Source organism: Citrobacter sp. Cpo015, assembly GCF_030333035.1.
In the GTDB taxonomy this organism is placed as follows: domain Bacteria; phylum Pseudomonadota; class Gammaproteobacteria; order Enterobacterales; family Enterobacteriaceae; genus Citrobacter; species Citrobacter portucalensis.
This window is the reverse complement of record NZ_JAOWGS010000031.1, coordinates 238,494-261,810: the sequence shown is the minus strand read 5'-3', so window position 1 is coordinate 261,810 and position 23,317 is coordinate 238,494. Positions and strand designations below refer to the sequence as shown.

The window sequence follows — 23,317 nt, the reverse complement described above, 5'->3', positions numbered from 1 at the left end:
CAACCGTGAGCGACGGCACATCGATTCTCAAGGAATAACAATAACATCATGCAAAGCTTTTCCCCTACATCGCGTTACCAGCAAGCCCTCAACGACGGCAGTCATCAACCCGACAACGTACAACTCGAAGCCGTGAATCGACTGGAAACCATTTTCCAGGCGCTTACGACGCCAGCACGTCCTGCGCCGCAGGAGAGTGGACTGATGGCGCGTTTTGGTAAGTTGCTGGGCAAGCGTGAGTCACCGATCAACGCGCCGGTGCGTGGTTTATATATGTGGGGCGGAGTTGGGCGCGGAAAAACCTGGCTGATGGATCTGTTCTACCATAGCCTGCCGGGCGAACGTAAACAGCGTTTGCACTTTCACCGTTTTATGCTGCGCGTGCATGAAGAGCTTACTGCCTTACAGGGGCAGAGCGATCCGCTGGAAATCATCGCCGACCGCTTTAAGGCCGAAACCGACGTGCTGTGCTTCGACGAATTTTTTGTTTCTGATATCACCGACGCCATGCTGCTCGGCGGCCTGATGAAAGCGCTGTTTGCCCGCGGTATTACGCTGGTGGCGACCTCCAATATTCCGCCAGATGAGCTATATCGCAACGGTTTGCAACGCACGCGTTTTCTTCCTGCCATTGATGCCATCAAACAGCATTGCGACATCATGAATGTCGATGCCGGCGTCGATTATCGTCTGCGCACCTTAACGCAGGCGCATTTGTGGTTGTCGCCATTGAATGAGGAAACCCGCCAGCAGATGGATAAGCTTTGGCTGGCATTAGCGGGAACCAAAGGTGAACATGCGCCAACGCTGGAGATCAATCATCGTCCGATGCAGACGCTGGCCGTCGAAAACCAAACGCTGGCGGTGTCGTTTACCACGCTCTGCGTCGATGCCCGGAGTCAGCATGACTACATTGCGCTGTCGCGTCTGTTTCACACGGTGCTGTTGTCTGATGTGCCGGTCATGACCCCGCTGATGGAGAGTGAAGCGCGACGCTTTATCGCATTGGTGGATGAGTTCTACGAACGCCACGTCAAGCTGGTGGTCAGTGCGGCATCACCCCTCTATGAAATTTATCAGGGCGAGCGTCTGAAGTTTGAATTTCAGCGTTGTTTGTCGCGTTTGCAGGAGATGCAAAGCGAAGAGTATCTGAAGCGGGAACATTTAGCCGGTTAAACCTGCCGCAAATCACATAAAGGGGTCGATCTTTGACCCTGACTTCTCTATAATCTTGCGACCCCACGTTACGAGAGAGTTTTTTTCCCAAAACTTTCTATGCGCCGGCATAGGCTATTCGAAGGGGTAGGTTTGCTGGACAATGTCGTGTGAACCTCAACTGACAAAACGTTTGGGTGTTCACCAACGTGTAACTTATTTATTTGGGTAAGCTTTTAATGAAAACTTTTACAGCTAAACCAGAAACCGTAAAACGCGACTGGTATGTTGTTGACGCGACCGGTAAAACTCTGGGCCGTCTGGCTTCCGAACTGGCTCTGCGCCTGCGCGGTAAGCACAAAGCGGAATACACTCCGCACGTAGATACCGGTGATTACATCATCGTTCTGAACGCTGACAAAGTTGCTGTAACCGGCAACAAGCGTACTGACAAAGTGTACTATCACCACACCGGCCACATTGGTGGTATCAAACAAGCGACCTTTGAAGAGATGATTGCTCGCCGTCCTGAGCGTGTGCTTGAAATCGCGGTTAAAGGCATGCTGCCAAAAGGCCCGCTGGGTCGTGCTATGTTCCGTAAACTGAAAGTTTACGCTGGCAACGAGCACAACCACGCGGCACAGCAACCGCAAGTTCTTGACATCTAATCGGGATTATAGGCAATGGCTGAAAATCAATACTACGGCACTGGTCGCCGCAAAAGTTCCGCAGCTCGCGTTTTCATCAAACCGGGCAGTGGTAAAATCGTAATCAACCAACGTTCTCTGGAACAGTACTTCGGTCGTGAAACTGCCCGCATGGTAGTTCGTCAGCCGCTGGAACTGGTCGACATGGTTGAGAAACTGGATCTGTACATCACTGTTAAAGGTGGTGGTATCTCTGGTCAGGCTGGTGCGATCCGTCACGGTATCACCCGCGCTCTGATGGAGTACGACGAATCCCTGCGTGGCGAACTGCGTAAAGCTGGCTTCGTTACCCGTGATGCTCGTCAGGTTGAACGTAAGAAAGTCGGTCTGCGTAAAGCACGTCGTCGTCCTCAGTTCTCCAAACGTTAATTGTACTCTGCTTCGGCAGACGACAATTTGCGAAAAAACCCGCTTCGGCGGGTTTTTTTATCGCCTCAGATCCACGGTAATCCGCTGATTGCCACCTCTTTTTCCCCATTTCAAGAATCGACTCACCACAAAGGTCACAAAATCTGGTAAACTATCATCCAATTTTCTGCCCAAATGTCCGGTATCGTTCATTTTTTGTTTGTATTTTGAACAGTAATGACTTTCCCGAGTCTGGGTGACATCACTTCTGGCTGGCCACTGAGTGGCTGGTAGCAGTAAAAATTCTGAATATACCTGGAGGTTTTCATGGCTGTCGCTGCCAACAAACGTTCGGTAATGACGCTGTTTTCTGGTCCTACTGACATCTATAGCCATCAGGTCCGCATTGTGCTGGCTGAGAAAGGTGTTAGTTTCGAGATTGAGCATGTGGAGAAGGACAATCCACCTCAGGATCTGATCGACCTCAACCCGAATCAGAGCGTACCGACACTGGTGGATCGTGAGCTGACCCTGTGGGAATCTCGCATCATTATGGAATACCTGGATGAGCGCTTCCCGCATCCGCCGCTGATGCCGGTTTACCCGGTTGCGCGTGGTGAAAGCCGCCTGTACATGCAGCGTATTGAAAAAGACTGGTACACGCTGATGAACGTCATCGTGAACGGTTCTGCATCTGAAGCCGAAGTCGCGCGTAAGCGTCTGCGCGAAGAACTGCTGGCAATCGCGCCAGTATTTGGCCAGAAACCTTACTTCCTGAGCGATGAGTTCAGCCTGGTAGACTGCTACCTGGCGCCGCTGCTGTGGCGTTTACCGCAGCTGGGGATTGAATTCAACGGTGCAGGTTCGAAAGAACTGAAAGGGTACATGACTCGCGTCTTCGAACGTGACTCTTTCCTGGCTTCTCTGACTGAGCCTGAACGTGAAATGCGTCTGGGCCGGGGTTAACCTGTATGGATTTGCCACAGCTAACACCACGCCGTCCGTATCTGCTGCGCGCGTTCTATGAGTGGTTGCTGGACAACCAGCTCACGCCGCATCTGGTGGTGGATGTGACGCTCCAGGACGTGCAGGTTCCAATGGAATATGCGCGTGACGGGCAAATTGTTCTGAATATTGCACCGCGTGCGGTGGGCAACCTGGAACTGACTAACGATGAAGTGCGCTTTAACGCGCGCTTCGGTGGTGTGCCGCGTCAGGTGTCTGTGCCGTTGGCTGCCGTTCTGGCAATTTATGCACGTGAAAATGGCGCCGGTACGATGTTCGAACCGGAAGCCGCCTACGACGAAGATGTTGCCAGCTTAAATGATGACGACAATGACACGTCTGGTTTTGAGAGTGAAACGGTCATGTCGGTCATTGATGGCGATAAACCTGATAATGGCGACGACAACGATCCGGATGATACTCCGCCACCGCCTCGCGGTGGGCGTCCAGCGCTGCGCGTAGTGAAATAAATAGTGAAATAAGAAAACAGGCCCTTTCGGGCCTGTTCTGTTTTCTGGCTCTACAATCAATAGAACAGCGCGATGGTGACTATCATATTCACCACAAACCCCACTGCCATCGGAATAGCGGTGCGCTTTACCACCTCAAAGGGCGACACGCCGGCAATACCTGAAGTCACGACGATCACTGCGGTAATAGGTGACACCGCGCGGGCAAGCGTAGTGGCAAAATGCATCGGCATAATCATTACTACGGCAGGAATATGCAGCCCGGCGGCAATATCCGGAATGAGGCTGGCAAAAGACATAAACGGCGCGTTGCCTGACCCCATGACGATTGCGCAGGCGGCGATGACCACCGCCATGATGATCATCACGCCGATACCGCCAAGACCGGAATGCTCTGCGCCTTTTATTACGGCATCGACAGTCCCGATAGTCGTCAACCCTTTCGCAAAGATTTCACCGGCGACTATCAGGGTGACAACGTTGGCAAACTGCGTCCCCATGCCGTCAAAAAAAGCCTGCACATCATCCATCGTTTCGCGCAGATTATGTTTATGCAGGAATTCAACAAACATAGTCAGCGTCATGCTCATCAACATCACCACCACCAGATTCAACTCTGCTTTCATTAGCCCCATTTGTGCAAGGGCAAGCGAGCCCAGCATCAGGATCAGCGGCATCACCGGCAAAATGGCGTAATAGAGCGGGGGTACGTTTTCCAGCGTCTTTTGTTCCGCAAATCCGTTACTTTCCGGTGCGGCTTTTTTATCAAATTGACGCTGAACGAAAAAATGCGCAATGGCGACGGCGACAATGACACACGACGCGACGGGCAACTGGTATTGAAAGAAATAGGTGGCGATTTTCATGCCCGCGACCTGCGCGGCAAAAATAGAGTTGGTTTCCAGAATGCCCCATTCAATCGACATCGAAGTGGCAATGACCGCAACAGCGGATAAACGGCTCACGCCAAGACTAACCAGCGTTGGGAACAGCGTCACCATCAGCAACATACCTAACCCGGATGCGCTGGTAATGAACTGCGCCATGATCTGACCAATCACATAGGTGGCGGCAAGAACTACATAGGGGGAACGGATTAGCTTGAGCGGGCGACTTAACAGGCTAACCATCGCTCTGCTGGCCCCCATTCTGTCCATATAACGGGCATAACCGCCCACTGCCATGATTGATAACCCCAGTCCGGCCGCGCGGTTGGAGAGCATACGCAAAATTTCGTTGTAAATATCGACCAGTATATAGCCACTGCTTTTGTCGTCAGCGACCAACGCGCCGTAGCCCAGCCAGACTCCGCAGATCATCAGGAAGATCCCGGCGGCGGCCAACACGACCTGCGGTTTGTAGTTTTTGAGGATCAGGTAACCCATCGTTAATAAAACGATGACAGAGATAATGATGCCGAACATTGTTTCACTCCATGCCAGAGAAGAAGATAAATCCGGTAATAATGCTGTTGTCAAAACGGATGTTATATTTTTCTGGGCATTTTTTATGGAGTGAATATCTTATTTTTAATTCGATGATGTAATTATTTATCGTTATAAAATAGAAGGTTATGATAAATTATCACGTTCATATTCATAATTTTCATGAAGCTATTTAACTCCATTCAATTAAAATGAGGCAGAAGATACTCGCTTAAAATAATATTGCTGTTACGTATATTATCAATAAGCCAGCCGGATCAGATCGTCCATCATTTCACCCTGCTTTCGATCCTGTGTTAGGATAAACCCGCTGTTGTTTGTCACCACGACTTAGCTGAATGGACCCTATGAACGCATTTGATTCGCAAGCTGAAGACTCTCCATCCACCATTGGCCGTAGCTTACGCAATCGCCCGTTGGCGCGTAAAAAACTGTCTGAAATGGTTGAAGAAGAACTGGAGCAGATGATTCGTCGTCGGGAATTTGGCGAGGGCGAACAGTTGCCGTCTGAGCGGGAGCTGATGGCCTTCTTTAACGTGGGCCGTCCTTCTGTACGAGAAGCGCTGGCCGCGTTAAAACGCAAAGGTCTGGTACAAATCAACAACGGCGAGCGCGCCCGCGTTTCGCGTCCTTCAGCTGATACCATCATCAGCGAGCTGTCTGGCATGGCGAAAGATTTCCTCGCACATCCCGGCGGCATTGCCCACTTCGAGCAGTTGAGACTGTTCTTTGAATCCAGCCTGGTACGATACGCTGCCGAACATGCGACAGATGAGCAAATCGACAGACTGGCTAAAGCACTGGAGATCAACAGCCAGTCGCTCGATGACAATACGTTGTTCATCCGCTCGGACGTTGATTTTCACCGTGTACTGGCTGAGATCCCGGGCAATCCTATCTTTATGGCTATCCATGTTGCGCTGTTAGACTGGCTGATTGCCGCCCGTCCGACCGTCGCCGATCAAGAGTTGTATGAGCACAACAACGTGAGTTATCAGCAGCATATCGCGATTGTCGACGCAATTCGCCAGCGCGATCCTGAAGAAGCTGACCGCGCACTGCAAGAACACCTCAATAGCGTTTCCGCGACCTGGCATGCCTTCAGCAAAAGTAAAAAGTTGCGTAAGTGATCGCGATCCCGACGATCGTTTAAACACAAAATCATTCAAGTTGCATCAAGGCGGCAAGAGAGCGAGTTCCCTGGAGCATAGATAACTATGTGACAGGGGTGAGCGAACGCAGCTAACGCAGAGGCGGCTCGAAGGATGAAGTGTTTAGTGAAGTAGATCGCACTATAAGCGTTCTGTATTGTATTGCTGCTTATTTGATCTGGTATAACAGGTATAAAGGTATGCAGTTAGATAACACTAATCATCGTCAGAGGTCGTTATGGCAAGAGATTTAAAAGGCGTAATGCCAGCGTTGTTAACCCCATTCGATAACCAACAGAGACTGGACATCGAGAGTTTGCGCCGCCTGGTGCGTTTCAACATTGGTCAGGGTGTCGATGGGCTCTATGTCGGTGGCTCAACGGGTGAGGCCTTTGTCCAAAACCGCGTTGAAAGAGAGCAGGTACTGGAAATTGTTGCCGAAGAGGCGAAAGGTAAGGTGACGCTGATCGCCCATGTTGGCACGGTGAGTACTGAAGAGAGCCAACAGCTGGCGAGTGCGGCACATCGTTACGGCTTTGATGCCGTTTCGGCCGTTACACCGTTTTACTATCCGTTCAGCTTTGAAGAACATTGCGATCACTACCGCGCAATTATTGATTCCGCTGATGGTTTACCGATGGTGGTCTATAACATTCCGGCGCTGAGCGGCGTAAAACTGACGCTGGATCAGATCAACACGCTGGTAACGCTGCCAGGCGTTGGCGCACTGAAGCAAACTTCGGGCGATCTCTATCAGATGGAACAGATCCGCCGCGCTCATCCCGATCTGGTGCTTTATAACGGCTATGACGAGATCTTTGCTTCCGGACTGCTTGCGGGCGCAGATGGCGGTATCGGTAGCACTTACAACATCATGGGGTGGCGCTATCAGGGAATTGTGAAAGCGCTCAAAGAAGGTGACATCCGCACGGCGCAAAAGCTGCAAACCGAGTGCAATAAGGTTATCGATCTGCTTATTAAGGTTGGCGTGTTCCGCGGCCTGAAAACAGTATTGCACTATATGGATGTGGTTTCTGTCCCACTGTGCCGTAAACCCTTTGCCCCGGTAGATGAACACTATCTGCCGGAACTGAAAGCGCTGGCAAACCAACTGCTGGCGGAAAAGGCGTAATCACGGGTCGCCGGGGGCGTTTCGCTTGCCCGGCCTGGATTTTCGACCGTAGGCCGGGTAAGGCAAAGCCACCACCCGGCACAACAACAAAAATCGTCGGGAGAGTAAAATGAGTACTTCTACCCAAAGCATCCCGTGGTATCGCCATCTCAATCGGGCACAATGGCGGGCATTTTCCGCCGCCTGGCTGGGATATTTGCTTGATGGTTTCGATTTTGTGTTAATCGCTCTGGTGCTGACAGAAGTGCAGGGCGAATTCGGACTGACGACGGTGCAGGCTGCCAGCCTGATCTCGGCCGCCTTTATCTCCCGTTGGTTTGGCGGGTTAATGCTGGGGGCAATGGGCGACCGCTACGGACGCCGCCTGGCAATGGTCACCAGCATCATTCTGTTCTCTGTGGGAACGCTGGCCTGCGGTTTCGCGCCGGGCTACACCACCATGTTTATCGCCCGCCTGGTTATCGGTATGGGAATGGCCGGTGAGTATGGCTCCAGCGCAACCTATGTTATTGAAAGTTGGCCTAAACACCTGCGAAACAAAGCCAGTGGTTTCCTGATTTCCGGATTTTCCGTTGGTGCCGTGATCGCCGCCCAGGTTTACAGTCTGGTGGTCCCGGTCTGGGGATGGCGCGCGCTGTTCTTCATCGGCATCCTGCCAATTATCTTCGCCCTCTGGCTGCGTAAAAATATTCCGGAAGCGGAAGACTGGAAAGAGAAACACGAAGGCAAAGCGCCAGTGCGCACGATGGTGGACATTCTCTACCGGGGCGAGCATCGGGTAATTAATATTCTGATGACGCTCGCCGCTGCAACTGCGCTGTGGTTCTGCTTTGCTGGCAACCTGCAAAATGCGGCTATCGTGGCGGTCCTGGGACTGATATGCGCCTTTATCTTCATTAGCTTTATGGTGCAAAGCAGCGGGAAACGCTGGCCGACGGGCGTGATGCTGATGGTGGTCGTGCTATTCGCCTTCCTGTACTCGTGGCCGATTCAGGCGCTGTTGCCAACCTATCTGAAAACGGAACTGCTGTACGATCCTTCCACGGTGGCCAGAGTGCTCTTCTTTAGCGGTTTTGGTGCGGCGGTTGGGTGTTGCGTCGGCGGTTTTCTTGGTGACTGGCTGGGCACGCGCAAAGCTTATGTCTGCAGTCTGCTGGCCTCGCAGTTGCTGATTATTCCGGTGTTTGCGATAGGCGGTTCAAACGTCTGGGTACTGGGTTTGCTGCTGTTTTTCCAACAAATGCTCGGCCAGGGGATCTCCGGGATCTTACCAAAACTGATTGGCGGTTATTTCGATACCGATCAGCGTGCGGCGGGACTGGGCTTCACCTATAACGTAGGCGCACTGGGCGGGGCTTTGGCACCGATCATCGGCGCACTGATTGCCCAACGTCTGGATCTGGGTACCGCGCTGGGATCGCTCTCTTTCGGCCTGACATTTGTAGTGATCCTGCTGATTGGCCTTGATATGCCGTCCCGTGTACAGCGCTGGCTGCGTCCTGAAGCGTTGCGTACGCATGATGCCATTGATGGTCGACCGTTTAGCGGTGCCGTGCCGTTCGGCGGTGACAAAAGCACCATGGTGAAATCCAAAAGTTAATCCAGTTGCCCGGTGCTGAACCGGGCAATAGCTGTAAGGGAAGAAATATGTCGTTCTTCGAGCTACAGAGCGCCACCACGATGCATGAGGCGGCGCCATGACCACACTGGCGATTGATATTGGCGGCACCAAATTGGCTGCCGCGCTGATAGACAACAATCTGCAAGTCCGCGAGCGGCGTGAACTGCCGACGCCTGCCAGCAAAACGCCGCAAGCGCTGCGCGCCGCGTTACAAACACTGGTTGCCCCGCTACAGGGGCGTGCTAATCGGGTGGCGATCGCCTCGACGGGGATTATCCGTGAGGGGGCTTTACTGGCGCTGAATCCGCATAACCTCGGCGGATTGATGCATTTTCCGCTGACACAAACGCTGGAACAAATCACCGGCCTGCCGACGCTGGCCGTCAATGACGCACAGGCAGCGGCGTGGGCTGAGTACCATGCGCTTGGTGGTGAGTACCGCGATCTGGTGTTTATTACCGTCTCCACAGGCGTGGGCGGGGGAATCGTCAGCGGTGGGAAACTGCTGACCGGAGTCGGCGGTCTGGCTGGGCATCTGGGACATACGCTGGCCGATCCGCATGGACCCATGTGCGGCTGCGGGCGTGTGGGCTGCGTTGAGGCGATCGCATCCGGTCGTGGAATAGCGGCGGCAGCCGAAGGCGCGCTTGCCGGATGCGACGCCAAAACTATTTTTAGCTGTGCCGGGCAGGGGGATGAGCAGGCCAGCCGGTTGATCCATCGATCGGCGCGTACTTTGGCAAGGCTTGTTGCCGATGTGAAGGCCATGACCGATTGCCAGATTGTGGTGATTGGCGGCAGCGTTGGGCTGGCTGAAGGGTATCTGGCGCTGGTGGAACATTATCTGGCACAAGAGCCTTTGGCCTATCACGTTGAATTGCTGGCGGCGCATTGCCGTCATGACGCTGGATTACTGGGGGCCGCGCTGTTGGTCCAGGGAGAATGATGATGATATCAGATGCGTTGAATTCACTGCCTTCTGCCGGATTACATCCGGTCTTGCAGCAGGCGTTAACGCTTGCCATTGCGGCGAATCCGCAGGAGAAAACGCCTGGGCGCTACACGTTGCAGGGCGAGAATATTTTTATGAATGTCATGCAATTTACAACGCAGAGCCCAGAGCATAAGAAAGCGGAGCTGCATCAGCAGTACATTGATATTCAGATGCTGTTGTCCGGCGAAGAACGGATTCTGTTCGGGATGACCGATTCTGCTCGTCACTGCGAAGAGATGCACATCGAGGATGATTATCAGCTGTGCAGCCAGATTGCCGATGAACAGGCTATGGTACTGAAGCCGGGAAAATTTGTGATTTTTATGCCGGGCGAGCCGCATAAACCGGGTTGTGTGGTGCAGACCCCGATGGACATCAAAAAGGTGGTGATCAAAGTCCGCGCCAGCTTATTGCAAGCTTGAGAATGAGAGACTGTGTCGGATGGCAAGGCTAACGCCATCCGACATGGAATGTAACGACCTAGCGCTTAAACGTCACCGTTTCCGGCTGCGTCAGATGCAGTGTGGTTTGGCTTGGGACCGTCTCGGCAATGACTCGACCATGACGAATGGAATAACGGGCAGGCGTCTGGCGACGAACCGCGTCAAACCCATTTTCTGCAGGCAAAATCACCAGATTCGCAGAATTCCCCACGTTCAGACCATAGTCCTGCAGATGCAGGGTTTTCGCGCTGTGGGTGGTGACCAGGTTCAACCCATCGTTAATTTGTCCGTATCCCATCAGCTGGCACACGTGTAATCCCATATGCAGCACCTGCAGCATATTCGCAGTGCCCAGCGGATACCACGGATCGAAGACGTCATCATGACCGAAGCAGACGTTGATATCCGCTTCCAGCATCTCTTTGACGCGCGTAACACCACGACGCTTAGGATAAGTGTCAAAGCGCCCTTGCAGGTGAATATTCACCAGTGGATTTGCGACAAAGTTAATGCCGGACATTTTCAACAGGCGGAAAAGACGGGAAGCATACGCGCCGTTGTAGGAATGCATCGCCGTGGTATGGCTGGCGGTCACGCGCTCGCCCATATTGTAGCGATGCGCCAGCGCCGCAACGGTTTCAACAAAGCGGGATTGCTCATCATCGATTTCGTCACAGTGCACGTCGATAAGTTTGTCGTATTTTTGCGCCAGAGCGAAAATCTTATGCAGCGACTCTACGCCATATTCACGCGTGAATTCAAAGTGCGGGATCGCGCCAATGACGTCGGCGCCCAGACGCACGGCTTCCTCCAGGAGCGCTTCACCGTTGGGATAAGAAAGAATGCCTTCTTGCGGGAACGCGACAATCTGTAGCTCTACCCACGGAGCGACTTCTTGCTTCACCTCCAGCATGGCTTTTAGCGCCGTCAACGTAGGGTCGGAAACGTCAACGTGAGTACGGACATACTGGATGCCGTTGGCCATCTGCCACTTCAGGGTCTGCATGGCGCGCGCTTTGACGTCTTCGTGAGTGAGCATTGCCTTACGTTCAGCCCAGCGCTCAATGCCCTCAAACAGCGTACCAGACTGATTCCAGCTCGGCTCGCCCGCGGTTTGTGTAGTGTCCAGATGGATATGTGGCTCAACGAACGGTGGGATAGCCAGACCGCCTTCAGCATCAAGCACTTCACCCTGTGGTAACGTCGCTGCGTCTTGAGGCTCAATACGGCTAAAGCGCCCGTTTTCAATCGTGATTTGCCATAACCCTTCACGTCCCTGTAAACGCGCCTGATGAATGGTGATGTTATTATTCTGCATGGCTGACCTCCGGGGATTTAGCAAGGCTGCGATTGAAAAGTGGATTCAGCAGGATATAGCTGAATACGCCGCCGAGTACGGCATTGACGGGCACGATGCCGGGAATATAGTGGCCTGCGGCAATGCCCAGTGCAACGGACAGGATCGCTATCCAGTTTACGGAAATAAATTGCGCTTTGCTGAAGTCGGCATAGCGGCGATGGTTCAGCAGATAGTCGGCGATGATCACCCCGCCAATCGGGGGAATCGCTGCCGACAGAAATGTCAGCCAGCCGACAAAGTTATTGTAAAGCCACAGCGCGCACAGTGTGCCAATAATACCGTTAGCCACCGACAGCGTACGGCTGGAAAGGCCGGTAATATTGGCAAATCCCAGGCCCGATGCGTACAGCGCATTATCGTTGGTGGTCCAGATATTCAGGCCGAGAACGATGATCGCGGGCAGCAGCAGTCCCTGGGCAATCATCACGTCAGAGATATCCGCCTGTCCAACCGCAGCCGCGCCCGCAGCGCCGAAGATGAACATCAAGGAGTTGCCAAGGAAAAACGCCACCATGGCGATCAGCACCGCGCCTTTGGCGTTGCGGCCAAAACGGACGAAGTCAGCGGTTAACGTCCCTGCGCTGACAAACGAGCCGACTACCAGCGCCAGTGCGGTGGAGAAATCCAGCGGCGTTTGCGGCACTATCGCTTTTAAATGCTCCAAACCGCCGACATCGCTCACTGCCAGCCAGACGGAGTAGCTGCCAAGTACGACGATGGCAGGCACGGCGATGATAGATAAAACGGTCAGCGCTGAGATGCCAAAAAAGATGGTCAGGGTCATCAACAGACCGGAAACCGCAATCAGGATATTGACGTCAATTCCCGTCGCTTTGCCAACCGGGATAGCAAACATGGCCACACCAACGCCAAACCAGCCTACCTGTGTGCCGCCTAAAAGCAGAGAGGGAAGCCATGAACCTTTCACACCAAATGAGTAACGCGCCAGAAGGTGGGTTGAGAGCCCTGTTTTTGCGCCGATAAAACCGAGAAATGCAGTGTAAATACCGAGGAGAAGATTACCGAAGAGAACTGCCAGGAAGAAATCATTATAAGAAAGACCGGTACCGAGTGTGCCACCGGTCCACATACTGGCGGAAAAGAATGTGAGTCCCAACATGACAAATGTTAGTGGAACTACGCCTTTTCGCGCCGCCAGAGGGACGGGGCCCTGGCTATAATTGTTGTCTTGCGACACAACGCCTCCATGAATTTTGCCCAAAAAATCCGCCGCATAATATACAGTTCTCAACGTAAAGCAAACGTTTTCGTCTGATTTTTACATGGTTATTATTCATGATGTCGATCTGTTTGGGGTGTTAAGGTTATTTGCCCTGTTTACTAAACGTGTTGTCAGACTGGCTTAATCGGCAGGTTTGGCGGTATTGCGGCAGGAATTTGGCATCTCACCCACCAGGGCAGATGAGATGCCTTAAGAGGCTGTATTACACTTCCAGGTAGTTCAGGATACCGTCTGCCGCTTTACGACCTTCGGCAATCGCGGTGACCACCAGATCCGAACCGCGCACGATGTCGCCACCGGCGAAGATTTTCGGGTTGCTGGTCTGGAAGGCGTTGTCGCTGCGCTCTGGAGCAATAATGCGGCCCTGAGAATCCAGTTCGACGCTGTGTTTTGCCAGCCACTCCATACTGTGCGGACGGAAGCCAAACGCCAGTACCACCGCATCTGCCGGAACAACGTGTTCGGAACCGGCGACGATCTCCGCACGGCGACGGCCCTTCGCATCCGGTTCACCCATTTCGGTACGCGCCATTTTCACACCGCATACCTTACCGTTGGCGTTCACTTCCACGCCTAAAGGCTGGACGTTGAACTGGAATTCGACGCCTTCTTCACGCGCATTTTTCACTTCGCGTTTGGAACCCGGCATGTTCTCTTCGTCACGACGATAAGCGCAGATGACATGTGCTGCGTTCTGGCGAACCGAGGTCCGCACGCAGTCCATCGCGGTATCGCCGCCGCCGAGAACGACGACGCGTTTGCCTTCCATGCTGATGTACGGCTCGTCGCTGCTTTCGCCAAAGCCCATCAACTGTTTGGTATTGGCGATCAGGAACGGCAGGGCATCAAATACACCGGAAGCGTCTTCGTTTTCCAGCCCACCGCGCATCGACTGATAGGTACCTACGCCAAGGAACACGGCGTCATAATCTTTCAGCAGATCGTCAAGCTGTACATCGCGGCCCACTTCCACGTTCAATTTGAACTCAATGCCCATACCGGTGAAGATTTCACGACGGCGGGTCATCACCTCTTTTTCCAGTTTGAAGGCTGGAATACCGAAGGTCAGCAGACCGCCGATTTCCGGGTGGCGGTCAAATACCACCGCCTTCACGCCGTTACGGGTCAGCACATCAGCACAGGCCAGGCCTGCCGGACCGGCACCGATGATCGCCACGCGCTTGTCGGTTTGACGCACGCCGGTCATATCCGGGCGCCAGCCCATTTCGAATGCTTTATCGTTGATATAGCGCTCGATGTTACCGATAGTTACCGCGCCGAACTCATCGTTCAGCGTACAGGATCCTTCACACAGGCGATCCTGCGGGCACACGCGGCCACAGACTTCCGGCAGAGTGTTGGTCTGGTGCGACAGTTCTGCCGCTTCAAAAATACGCCCCTCGTTCGCCAGTTTCAGCCAGTTCGGGATGTAGTTATGCACCGGGCACTTCCACTCGCAGTACGGGTTACCGCAGGACAGGCAGCGGTCTGCCTGTGCTTTGGCCTGGCCTTCGGAAAACGGCTCGTAGATCTCGATAAACTCGATCTTACGGATCTTCAGCGGCTTCTTAGGCGGATCAACGCGCTGCAGGTCGATAAATTGGTATACGTTCTGACTCATTGCTGCTACCCCTTACTGCGCCTGCACACGCAGCTCTGCTGCGCTACGACTACGGTGACCCAACAGTGCTTTCACATCACTGGATTTTGGTTTTACCAGCGCGAATTTCGCCGAGAATGCTGGCCAGTTAGCCAGGATCTCTTCGCCGTGTGAAGAGCCGGTATGCTGTACGTGCTCGGTAATCAAACCGCGCAGGTGTTCCTCGTGGATAGCCAGCGAGTCCACGTTCAGCACTTCTACCAGTTCCGGGTTCACGCGTTTGCGGAACTCACCGTCTTCGTCGAGCACGTAGGCGAATCCACCCGTCATACCCGCTCCGAAGTTGACGCCCGTTTTTCCGAGAATACAGACGATGCCGCCGGTCATATATTCGCAGCCGTTGTCGCCAATACCTTCAACCACGGTGATTGCCCCGGAGTTACGTACTGCAAAGCGCTCACCCGCACGACCCGCGGCAAACAGGCGGCCACCGGTGGCGCCATACAGACAGGTGTTACCAATGATGCTCGCTTCATGGCTACGGAAAGCAGAGCCAACCGGAGGACGCACTGCCAGCAGACCGCCCGCCATACCTTTACCGACATAGTCGTTGGCATCACCGGTCAGATACAACTCCACGCCACCCGCGTTCCACACGCCGAAGCTCTGGCCTGCGGTACCGCTGAAGTGCGCTTTGATTGGGTCAGACGCCAGCCCCTGATCGCCATGCGTTTGCGCGATATAGCCCGACAGCGACGCGCCAACAGAACGGTCGGTGTTGCGGATATCGAACCAGAAGGTTTTGCTCTGGCGCTCGTCGACAAACGGTTTCGCTTGCTGTAACAACTGAGCGTTCAGCACGCCGTTATCAAACGGCGGGTTGTTCTCGGTGCAATGCAGCGCTTTACCCGGATGCGGTTCGGCGGTTTCCAGCAGACGAGACAGTTCCAGTTTCTGTTGCTTGGCGGTAAACCCTTCCAGCTCTTTGAGCAGGTCGGTACGACCAATCAGATCCACCAGACGCTTCACACCCAGTTGCGCCATCAGCTCACGGACTTCGCGGGCGATAAATTCAAAGTAGTTAGTCACTTTGAACGGCAGGCCGTGATAGTGATTCTTACGCAGTTTGTCATCCTGAGTCGCCACGCCGGTTGCGCAGTTGTTCAGGTGGCAAATACGCAGGTATTTACAGCCCAGCGCCACCATTGGACCGGTACCGAAGCCGAAGCTTTCCGCACCCAGAATCGCCGCTTTAATGATATCGACACCGGTTTTCAGACCGCCATCAACCTGCAGACGAATCTTGTGACGCAGACCGTTAGCGACCAGCGCCTGCTGGGTTTCCACCAGACCGAGTTCCCACGGGCAGCCCGCATATTTCACCGAGGAGAGCGGGCTTGCGCCGGTACCGCCATCGTAGCCGGCAATGGTGATCAGATCCGCATAGGCTTTCGCCACGCCTGTGGCGATGGTGCCAACGCCTGGTTCGGAAACCAGCTTCACGGAGATCATCGCTTTCGGGTTGACCTGTTTGAGGTCGAAAATCAGCTGTGCTAAGTCTTCGATAGAGTAAATATCGTGGTGCGGCGGCGGGGAGATCAGCGTCACGCCCGGTACCGAATAGCGCAGTTTGGCGATGTACGGGGTGACTTTATCACCCGGTAACTGACCGCCTTCGCCAGGTTTCGCGCCCTGAGCGACTTTAATCTGGATGACATCGGCGTTGACCAGATACGCCGGGGTTACGCCAAAGCGACCGGAAGCAACCTGCTTAATGCGCGACACTTTATTGGTGCCATAGCGCGCCGGGTCTTCACCGCCTTCACCGGAGTTCGAGTTGCCGCCGATGCTGTTCATGGCTTCGGCCAGCGCTTCGTGTGCTTCGGGGCTTAATGCGCCGATGGACATAGCTGCGGTATCAAAGCGTTTAAACAGTTCGGTTGCGGGTTCTACTTCGCTAATGCTTACGGCTTCATCGCCAGGCGTAATCGCCAGCAGATCGCGCAGCGTGGCCGCCGGACGCTCATTGACCAGCTTGGCATATTCCTGATAGTCGCTGTACTCGCCGCTTTGTACCGCCTGTTGCAGCGTGCGCACCACGTCCGGGTTGTAGGCATGGTATTCGCCGCCGTGGACGTATTTGAGCAAACCGCCCTGGCTGATAGGTTTACGTGCCAGCCATGCATGTTTGGAGAGGTTCAGCAGATCCTGCTGGAAGTCGCTAAACCCTGCGCCGCTGATGCGGCTGACCACGCCCTGGAAGCACAGCGCCACGACATCATCGTGCAGACCAACGGCTTCAAACAGCTTCGAGCAGCGGTAAGAGGCAATGGTCGAGATGCCCATTTTGGACATGATTTTGTACAGACCTTTGTTGATGCCGTTACGGTAGTTCAGCATCACGGTCCGGTAATCTTTGGCAATCGCCTGAGTGTCGATCAGTCGTCCCAGCGTTTCATACGCGAGATACGGATAAATGGCCGTCGCGCCAAAGCCAAGCAGGACAGCAAAATGGTGCGGGTCGCGGGCACTGGCGGTTTCAACGATGATGTTGGCGTCGCAACGCAGGCTTTGTTCTACCAGACGCGTTTGCACTGCGCCTACGGCCATCGGTGCCGGAACCGGCAGGCGGTTTTTCGCGATGTTACGGTCAGAGAGCACCAGCAGCACCGTACCGTTACGCACCATCTTTTCCGCCTTATCGCACAATGCTTTGACGGTCTCTTCGAGCGTGGTTTCGGTCACGTCGAAGGTGATATCCAGGCGGTCGGCGCGGTAATGCTCCTCTTTCATGGTGGTGAGCTGGGTGAAATCGGAGTACAGCAGGATCGGCGATTTAAAGCTCAGGCGGTGTGCCTGACCTTCGGCTTCGCAGAAGACGTTCATCTCACGACCGATGCTGGTGGCCAGCGACATAACGTGCGCTTCACGCAGCGGGTCGATCGGCGGGTTAGTCACCTGCGCGAACTGCTGGCGGAAGTAGTCATAAATGATGCGTGGCTGGCTGGAGAGCACCGCAAACGGGGTATCATCACCCATTGAGCCGACCGCTTCCTGACCGTTTTCACCGAGCACGCGGATCACGGAATCCAGCTCTTCGGCGCTGTAGTTAAACTGTTTCTGATAGCTGGCGAGCGTGTCATCGTCCAGTTCGCGGCTACCGACCTGATCGTCAGCGAGGTCTTCGAACGGCACCAGACGGCGGACGTTCTTCTCCATCCACTCTTTGTACGGATGGCGGCTTTTCAGATCGTCATCGGTTTCGGCGGAGTGCAGAATGCGCCCGCTGCGGGTATCGATAACCATCAGCTCGCCAGGGCCGACGCGACCTTTCTCGACGACTTCATCCGGCTGATAATCCCAGATCCCAACTTCAGAGGCGCAGGTAATCAGCTTGTCTTTGGTGATGACGTAGCGCGCCGGACGCAGGCCGTTTCGGTCGAGGTTACAGGCGGCAAAGCGGCCGTCGGACATAACAATGCCCGCCGGGCCATCCCACGGCTCCATGTGCATGGAGTTAAAGTCAAAGAACGCGCGCAGCTCCGGGTCCATATCCGGGTTGTTCTGCCAGGCCGGCGGCACCAGTAAACGCATGGCACGGATAATGTCCATCCCGCCAGCCAGCAGCAGTTCCAGCATGTTATCCATTGAGCTGGAGTCGGAGCCGGTTTCGTTAACGAACGGTGCGGCGTCGTGCAGGTCAGGGATCAGTGGCGTCTGGAATTTATAGGTACGTGCGCGTGCCCACTGGCGGTTGCCGGTGATGGTGTTGATTTCACCGTTATGCGCCAGGTAGCGGAACGGTTGCGCCAGCGGCCAGCGCGGTACGGTATTGGTGGAGAAGCGCTGGTGGAACAGGCAGATGGCCGATTCCAGACGCAGATCCGCCAGGTCCAGGTAAAAGCGCGGCAGATCCGCCGGCATACACAGACCTTTATAGATATTGACCAGGTTCGACAAGCTACAGACGTAGAAGTCTTTATCGTCCTGGAGGCGTTTTTCGATACGACGGCGCGCGATGAACAGGCGGCGCTCCATATCACGTGGACGCCAGCCCGCAGGGGCGTTGACAAAAATTTGCTCGATACGAGGCAGGGAGGAGAGGGCGATTTCACCGAGAACACCTTCGTTGGTCGGCACGTCGCGCCAGCCGACAATCGACAGGGTCTCCTGCTGTAATTCTTCTTCGACAATGCGACGAGAAGCCGCAGCCAGTTCAGCGTCTTTATTTAAAAAGATCATGCCGACGGCGTAGTTTTTAGCTAAACGCCAGCCGCGCTCTTGCGCCACGATGCGGAAAAAGCGGTCAGGTTTTTGTAACAGCAAACCGCAACCATCGCCGGTTTTACCATCGGCTAGAATTGCGCCACGGTGCTGCATGCGGGCCAGTGCGTGTATGGCGGTACGCACTACCTTGTGGCTAGGTTCGCCTTCTATGTGGGCGATCAGGCCGAAACCACAGTTATCCCTCTCAAGGGATTTATCGTACAACATATCAGTGAACCTCCCCAGGCTCTGCGGGATTCCCATCTGGACCGTTGCGCACGGGCACACCAAGAGCATGGCGACGGGGTTTGCGTGTCATACGCTTACCTCGCATTCGCCCTCTTTATCCTTTTCGCATAGGTCAAACAAGTTTGAGGACTTGCTTCAGAGGGAATCTCAATTACTGCATAAATATGATGAGCAGACTGCTCATCCAGAAAGCTTCCAGCGGATTTCCACGTTATCGGGAATCCACACACAGGTCAAATGGCAATCTTATTTATGCAAAAATGTGCTATAGGGCGATTAACTTTATGAATATGTTGAAATTTAAGGCTTTTTTACATTGATTTAACGCAAGGAGAATGGAGAGCGAAGTGTGATCTGTCTCACTGTCAGAAAGGCTGTATATCCCCCGTCCTCCCTTTGTTTATCGCTATGCTTGGCATTTTATGCTGGTTTTTAGAGTTTTGGCGTCTTAAAGATACTGTTTTTATGCTGAGAGTATAAGAAGATAAAAAAAACAGTCGGATATAAGGAAAAGTAATTTCATTTTGAATGAATGAAATTTCGATTATTTTGATTTGTTATGCAATGAATAAAGGCACGCCAGGGCGATTGATCCAGGTCATCGCCGACTGGGGCAAAAAATGGCAGGCTTTGGCCTCTTTTCAAGGCGCGGTCTACCAGATTATGCAGTTACAGAAATTAGTCAATATGTTTGGTGGGGATCTTTCTCGCCGTTACGGGCAAAAGGTTCATAAACTCACGCTTCACGGCGGCTTTAGCTGTCCAAATCGTGATGGCACCATCGGACGTGGCGGGTGTACTTTCTGCAATGTCGCCTCGTTTGCCGATGAAGCACAGCAGCACCATTCTATTGCCGAGCAGCTTGAGCATCAGGCGCATCTGGTCAATCGCGCGAAACGCTATCTGGCCTATTTCCAGGCCTATACCAGCACCTTTGCTGAAGTGCAGGTGCTGCGTTCGATGTATCAGCAGGCGGTTAGCCAGGCCAGTATCGTCGGGTTATGCGTTGGGACGCGCCCCGACTGCGTGCCGGATGCGGTACTCGATCTGCTTTGCGAGTATAAAGACCTCGGCTATGAGGTATGGCTGGAGCTCGGTTTGCAAACCGCGCATGACAAAACCCTGCATCGTATTAACCGCGGCCATGATTTTGCCTGCTACCAACGCACTACGCGACTGGCACGCGAGCGTGGGCTGAAAGTGTGCTCGCACCTGATTGTCGGTCTGCCGGGAGAAGGGCAGGCAGAATGCCTGCAAACCATGGAACGTGTAGTGGAGACGGGTGTTGACGGTATTAAGCTGCACCCGCTGCATATTGTGAAAGGCAGTACGATGGCGAAAGCCTGGGAAGCTGGGCGGCTGAACGGAATTGAACTGGACGACTATACGGTTACCGCCGGGGAGATGATCCGTCATACGCCGCCAGAGGTGATTTATCATCGAATTTCCGCCAGCGCGCGCCGCCCAACGCTGTTGGCACCGCTATGGTGTGAAAACCGCTGGACCGGCATGGTCGAACTGGATAAGTACCTTAACAAGTACGGTGTGCAAGGCTCGGCGCTCGGTACGCCATGGGTACAGCCTGAGAACTAACTCTCCGTAGGCCGGATAAGGCAAAGCCGACATCCGGCAATCTGCGCCTGCTTGCCTGATGGCGCTTTGCTTATCAGGCCTACGATGGCCTCTCCGCGGTCATTTCACCGATAACCTCCGCATTTCTTGCACAATCTTCAACGTCACGCTGAGAATTGAGTATTATTGTGCCAAGTTGTCGTGAAGGAACCCTCTATGAAGCAAATCCGTATGCTGGCGCAATATTACGTCGACCTGATGATGAAGTTAGGTCTGGTGCGCTTTTCGCTGCTGTTGGCGCTGGCTCTGGTCGTGTTGGCAATTGTGGTGCAGATGGCTGTCACCATGGTGCTGCATGGCCAGGTAGAAAGCATTGATGTCATCCGTTCTATCTTTTTTGGTCTGTTAATTACCCCCTGGGCCGTCTATTTCTTGTCTGTGGTGGTGGAGCAACTTGAGGAGTCCCGGCAACGCCTGTCACGACTGGTACAAAAGCTGGAAGAGATGCGCGAGCGCGATCTCAAGCTCAATGTGCAGCTGAAAGATAATATTGCCCAGCTCAATCAGGAAATTGTTGAGCGTGAAAAAGCCGAAGCAGAGCGCCAGGAAACATTCGAGCAACTGAAGGTTGAAATCAAAGAGCGCGAAGAGGCGCAGATCCAGCTTGAGCAACAGTCTTCCTTTTTACGCTCTTTCCTTGATGCCTCGCCGGATCTGGTTTTTTATCGCAATGAAGATAAAGAGTTTTCCGGCTGTAACCGTGCTATGGAGCTGCTGACTGGCAAAAGCGAAAAGCAGCTGGTGAACTTAAAACCGGCTGACGTTTACTCTCCTGAAGCGGCTGAAAAGGTGATTGAGACCGACGAGAAGGTGTTCCGTCATAATGTTTCGCTCACCTACGAACAGTGGCTGGACTACCCGGACGGGCGCAAAGCCTGCTTTGAAATTCGCAAAGTGCCTTACTATGACCGCGTAGGTAAACGACATGGTCTGATGGGCTTTGGGCGCGATATTACCGAGCGTAAGCGTTATCAGGATGCGCTTGAGCGCGCCAGCCGCGATAAGACCACCTTTATTTCTACCATCAGCCACGAGCTGCGCACCCCGCTTAACGGCATTGTCGGCTTAAGCCGGATCCTGCTGGATACGGATCTGACCGCGGAGCAGGAAAAATACCTGAAAACAATCCACGTCTCTGCTGTGACGCTGGGGAATATTTTCAACGATATTATCGACATGGATAAGATGGAACGACGTAAAGTCCAGCTCGATAACCAGCCAATCGATTTCACCAGCTTTATGGCGGATCTGGAAAACCTCTCTGGCCTACAGGCGCAGCAAAAAGGGCTGCGCTTTGTGCTTGAGCCGACGTTACCGCTGCCGCATAAGGTCATTACCGACGGAACGCGTCTGCGTCAGATCCTGTGGAATCTGATCAGCAACGCCGTGAAGTTTACCCAGCAGGGGCAGGTGACCGTGCGGGCGCGCTATGACCAGGGGAATATGCTGCATTTCGAAGTTGAAGATTCTGGCATCGGCATTCCGCAGGATGAGCAGGATAAAATCTTCGCTATGTATTATCAGGTGAAGGACAGTAACGGCGGTAAACCGGCAACGGGGACAGGGATTGGTTTGGCCGTGTCGAAGCGTCTGGCGAAAAACATGGGCGGTGATATTACGGTTTCCAGCCAGGCAGGAAAAGGGTCCATCTTTACGCTAACCGTGCATGCGCCTGCGGTAGCGGAAGAGATTGAAGATGCTTTTGAAGACGATGAACTGCCGCTGCCAGCCCTGAATGTGCTGCTGGTAGAAGACATTGAGCTGAACGTTATTGTTGCGCGCTCCGTGCTGGAAAAATTAGGCAACAGCGTGGATGTCGCGATGACCGGGAAAGCCGCGCTGGAAATGTTTACGCCGGGTGAATATGACCTGGTGCTGTTGGATATTCAGCTACCGGATATGACCGGCCTGGATATCTCGCGGGAGCTCACGCAAAAATATGCCCGTGAAGAGCTGCCACCGTTGGTTGCACTCACCGCCAACGTACTGAAAGATAAAAAAGAGTATCTGGACGCAGGCATGGACGACGTGCTGAGTAAGCCGCTGTCGGTTCCGGCGCTAACCGCCATGATCAAAAAATACTGGGATACCCGAAACGAAGAGGAGAGCACTGTGACATCTGAAGAAAGCAGTAAATCGCAAGCGCTGTTAGATATTCCTATGTTGGAACAATACCTCGAGCTGGTGGGACCGAAGTTAATTACCGACGGGCTGGCGGTGTTTGAGAAGATGATGCCGGGATATTTGAGCGTGCTGGAGTCCAACCTGACGGCACGGGACAAAAAAGGTGTTGTTGAGGAAGGCCATAAAATTAAAGGCGCAGCAGGTTCAGTGGGGCTGCGTCACCTGCAACAGCTAGGTCAGCAAATCCAGTCGCCGGATCTTCCTGCCTGGGAAGATAACGTTGCTGAATGGATTGAAGAGATGAAGCAGGAGTGGCAGCACGACGTGGCAGTATTAAAAGCCTGGGTGGCGAGTGTGGAAAAAAAATGACCC

The 23,317-nt window shown here is 53.7% G+C and carries 17 protein-coding genes; 12 read left to right on the top strand and 5 right to left on the bottom strand.

The window, feature by feature from the left end:
* Positions 1-48: 48 nt before the first annotated feature.
* The 5 genes from zapE (at position 49) to sspB (ending at position 3,685) form a co-directional block, all read left to right on the top strand.
* Positions 49-1,176, top strand: coding sequence for a cell division protein ZapE (gene zapE, locus OGY67_RS12315; protein ID WP_032945144.1), 1,128 nt, complete (start codon positions 49-51; stop codon positions 1,174-1,176).
* A 218-nt stretch (positions 1,177-1,394) separates the two neighbouring features.
* On the top strand, positions 1,395-1,823 hold the full coding sequence (rplM, locus tag OGY67_RS12310; RefSeq protein ID WP_003025141.1) for a 50S ribosomal protein L13: 429 nt from the start codon (positions 1,395-1,397) through the stop codon (positions 1,821-1,823).
* 15 nt (positions 1,824-1,838) lie between these two features.
* On the top strand, positions 1,839-2,231 hold the full coding sequence (gene rpsI / locus OGY67_RS12305) for a 30S ribosomal protein S9 (RefSeq protein WP_003025138.1): 393 nt from the start codon (positions 1,839-1,841) through the stop codon (positions 2,229-2,231).
* A 306-nt stretch (positions 2,232-2,537) separates the two neighbouring features.
* Complete coding sequence (gene sspA, locus OGY67_RS12300) at positions 2,538-3,176, top strand: stringent starvation protein SspA (protein ID WP_003025132.1); 639 nt, start codon at positions 2,538-2,540, stop codon at positions 3,174-3,176.
* 5 nt (positions 3,177-3,181) lie between these two features.
* The gene (gene sspB / locus OGY67_RS12295; protein ID WP_286574002.1) at positions 3,182-3,685 is read left to right on the top strand and encodes a ClpXP protease specificity-enhancing factor; all 504 of its coding nucleotides are present in this window, start codon (positions 3,182-3,184) and stop codon (positions 3,683-3,685) included.
* A gap of 56 nt (positions 3,686-3,741) precedes the next feature.
* Here the strand turns inward: sspB and dcuC are convergent, their stop codons facing one another.
* Positions 3,742-5,109, bottom strand: coding sequence for an anaerobic C4-dicarboxylate transporter DcuC (gene dcuC / locus OGY67_RS12290; protein WP_286574001.1), 1,368 nt, complete (start codon positions 5,107-5,109; stop codon positions 3,742-3,744).
* Positions 5,110-5,468: 359 nt separating this feature from the next.
* Here dcuC and nanR point away from each other — a divergent pair, with 359 nt between their 5' ends.
* From nanR to nanQ, 5 genes are all read left to right on the top strand, one after another.
* Positions 5,469-6,260: a transcriptional regulator NanR gene (gene nanR / locus OGY67_RS12285; RefSeq protein ID WP_008785946.1), complete on the top strand. Its 792-nt coding sequence runs from the start codon at positions 5,469-5,471 to the stop codon at positions 6,258-6,260.
* Between the two features lie 259 nt (positions 6,261-6,519).
* Entirely contained in the window at positions 6,520-7,413 is an 894-nt protein-coding gene (gene nanA, locus OGY67_RS12280) for an N-acetylneuraminate lyase (protein ID WP_003828793.1), read from the top strand.
* Positions 7,414-7,522: 109 nt separating this feature from the next.
* Positions 7,523-9,013 (top strand): sialic acid transporter NanT, encoded by a 1,491-nt coding sequence (nanT, locus tag OGY67_RS12275; RefSeq protein ID WP_048215451.1) that lies wholly within the window; start codon positions 7,523-7,525, stop codon positions 9,011-9,013.
* A gap of 97 nt (positions 9,014-9,110) precedes the next feature.
* The gene (gene nanK / locus OGY67_RS12270) at positions 9,111-9,980 is read left to right on the top strand and encodes an N-acetylmannosamine kinase (RefSeq protein ID WP_128612333.1); all 870 of its coding nucleotides are present in this window, start codon (positions 9,111-9,113) and stop codon (positions 9,978-9,980) included.
* A gap of 2 nt (positions 9,981-9,982) precedes the next feature.
* The gene (nanQ, locus tag OGY67_RS12265; RefSeq protein ID WP_057067638.1) at positions 9,983-10,450 is read left to right on the top strand and encodes an N-acetylneuraminate anomerase; all 468 of its coding nucleotides are present in this window, start codon (positions 9,983-9,985) and stop codon (positions 10,448-10,450) included.
* Positions 10,451-10,508: 58 nt separating this feature from the next.
* Here nanQ and OGY67_RS12260 read toward each other — a convergent pair whose 3' ends face one another.
* The 4 genes from OGY67_RS12260 to gltB form a co-directional block, all read right to left on the bottom strand.
* Positions 10,509-11,789: a cytosine deaminase gene (locus OGY67_RS12260; RefSeq protein WP_071444706.1), complete on the bottom strand. Its 1,281-nt coding sequence runs from the start codon at positions 11,787-11,789 to the stop codon at positions 10,509-10,511.
* Positions 11,779-13,029 carry a cytosine permease gene (gene codB / locus OGY67_RS12255; RefSeq protein WP_032945130.1) on the bottom strand — a complete coding sequence of 417 codons (1,251 nt, stop codon included), beginning with the start codon at positions 13,027-13,029 and terminating at the stop codon, positions 11,779-11,781. The genes OGY67_RS12260 and codB overlap by 11 nt, the downstream gene beginning before the upstream one ends.
* A 247-nt stretch (positions 13,030-13,276) precedes the next feature.
* A complete protein-coding gene (locus tag OGY67_RS12250) occupies positions 13,277-14,695 on the bottom strand; it encodes a glutamate synthase small subunit (protein WP_008785940.1) in 1,419 nt (472 codons plus the stop codon).
* Between the two features lie 12 nt (positions 14,696-14,707).
* The gene (gene gltB / locus OGY67_RS12245) at positions 14,708-19,168 is read right to left on the bottom strand and encodes a glutamate synthase large subunit (RefSeq protein ID WP_286574000.1); all 4,461 of its coding nucleotides are present in this window, start codon (positions 19,166-19,168) and stop codon (positions 14,708-14,710) included.
* Between the two features lie 684 nt (positions 19,169-19,852).
* Between gltB and mnmL the strand changes: the two genes are divergently transcribed.
* Complete coding sequence (gene mnmL, locus OGY67_RS12240) at positions 19,853-20,782, top strand: tRNA modification radical SAM protein MnmL/YtqA (RefSeq protein ID WP_103014945.1); 930 nt, start codon at positions 19,853-19,855, stop codon at positions 20,780-20,782.
* Between the two features lie 195 nt (positions 20,783-20,977).
* Positions 20,978-23,314 (top strand): aerobic respiration two-component sensor histidine kinase ArcB, encoded by a 2,337-nt coding sequence (gene arcB, locus OGY67_RS12235; protein WP_286573999.1) that lies wholly within the window; start codon positions 20,978-20,980, stop codon positions 23,312-23,314.
* Positions 23,315-23,317 lie beyond the last annotated feature (3 nt).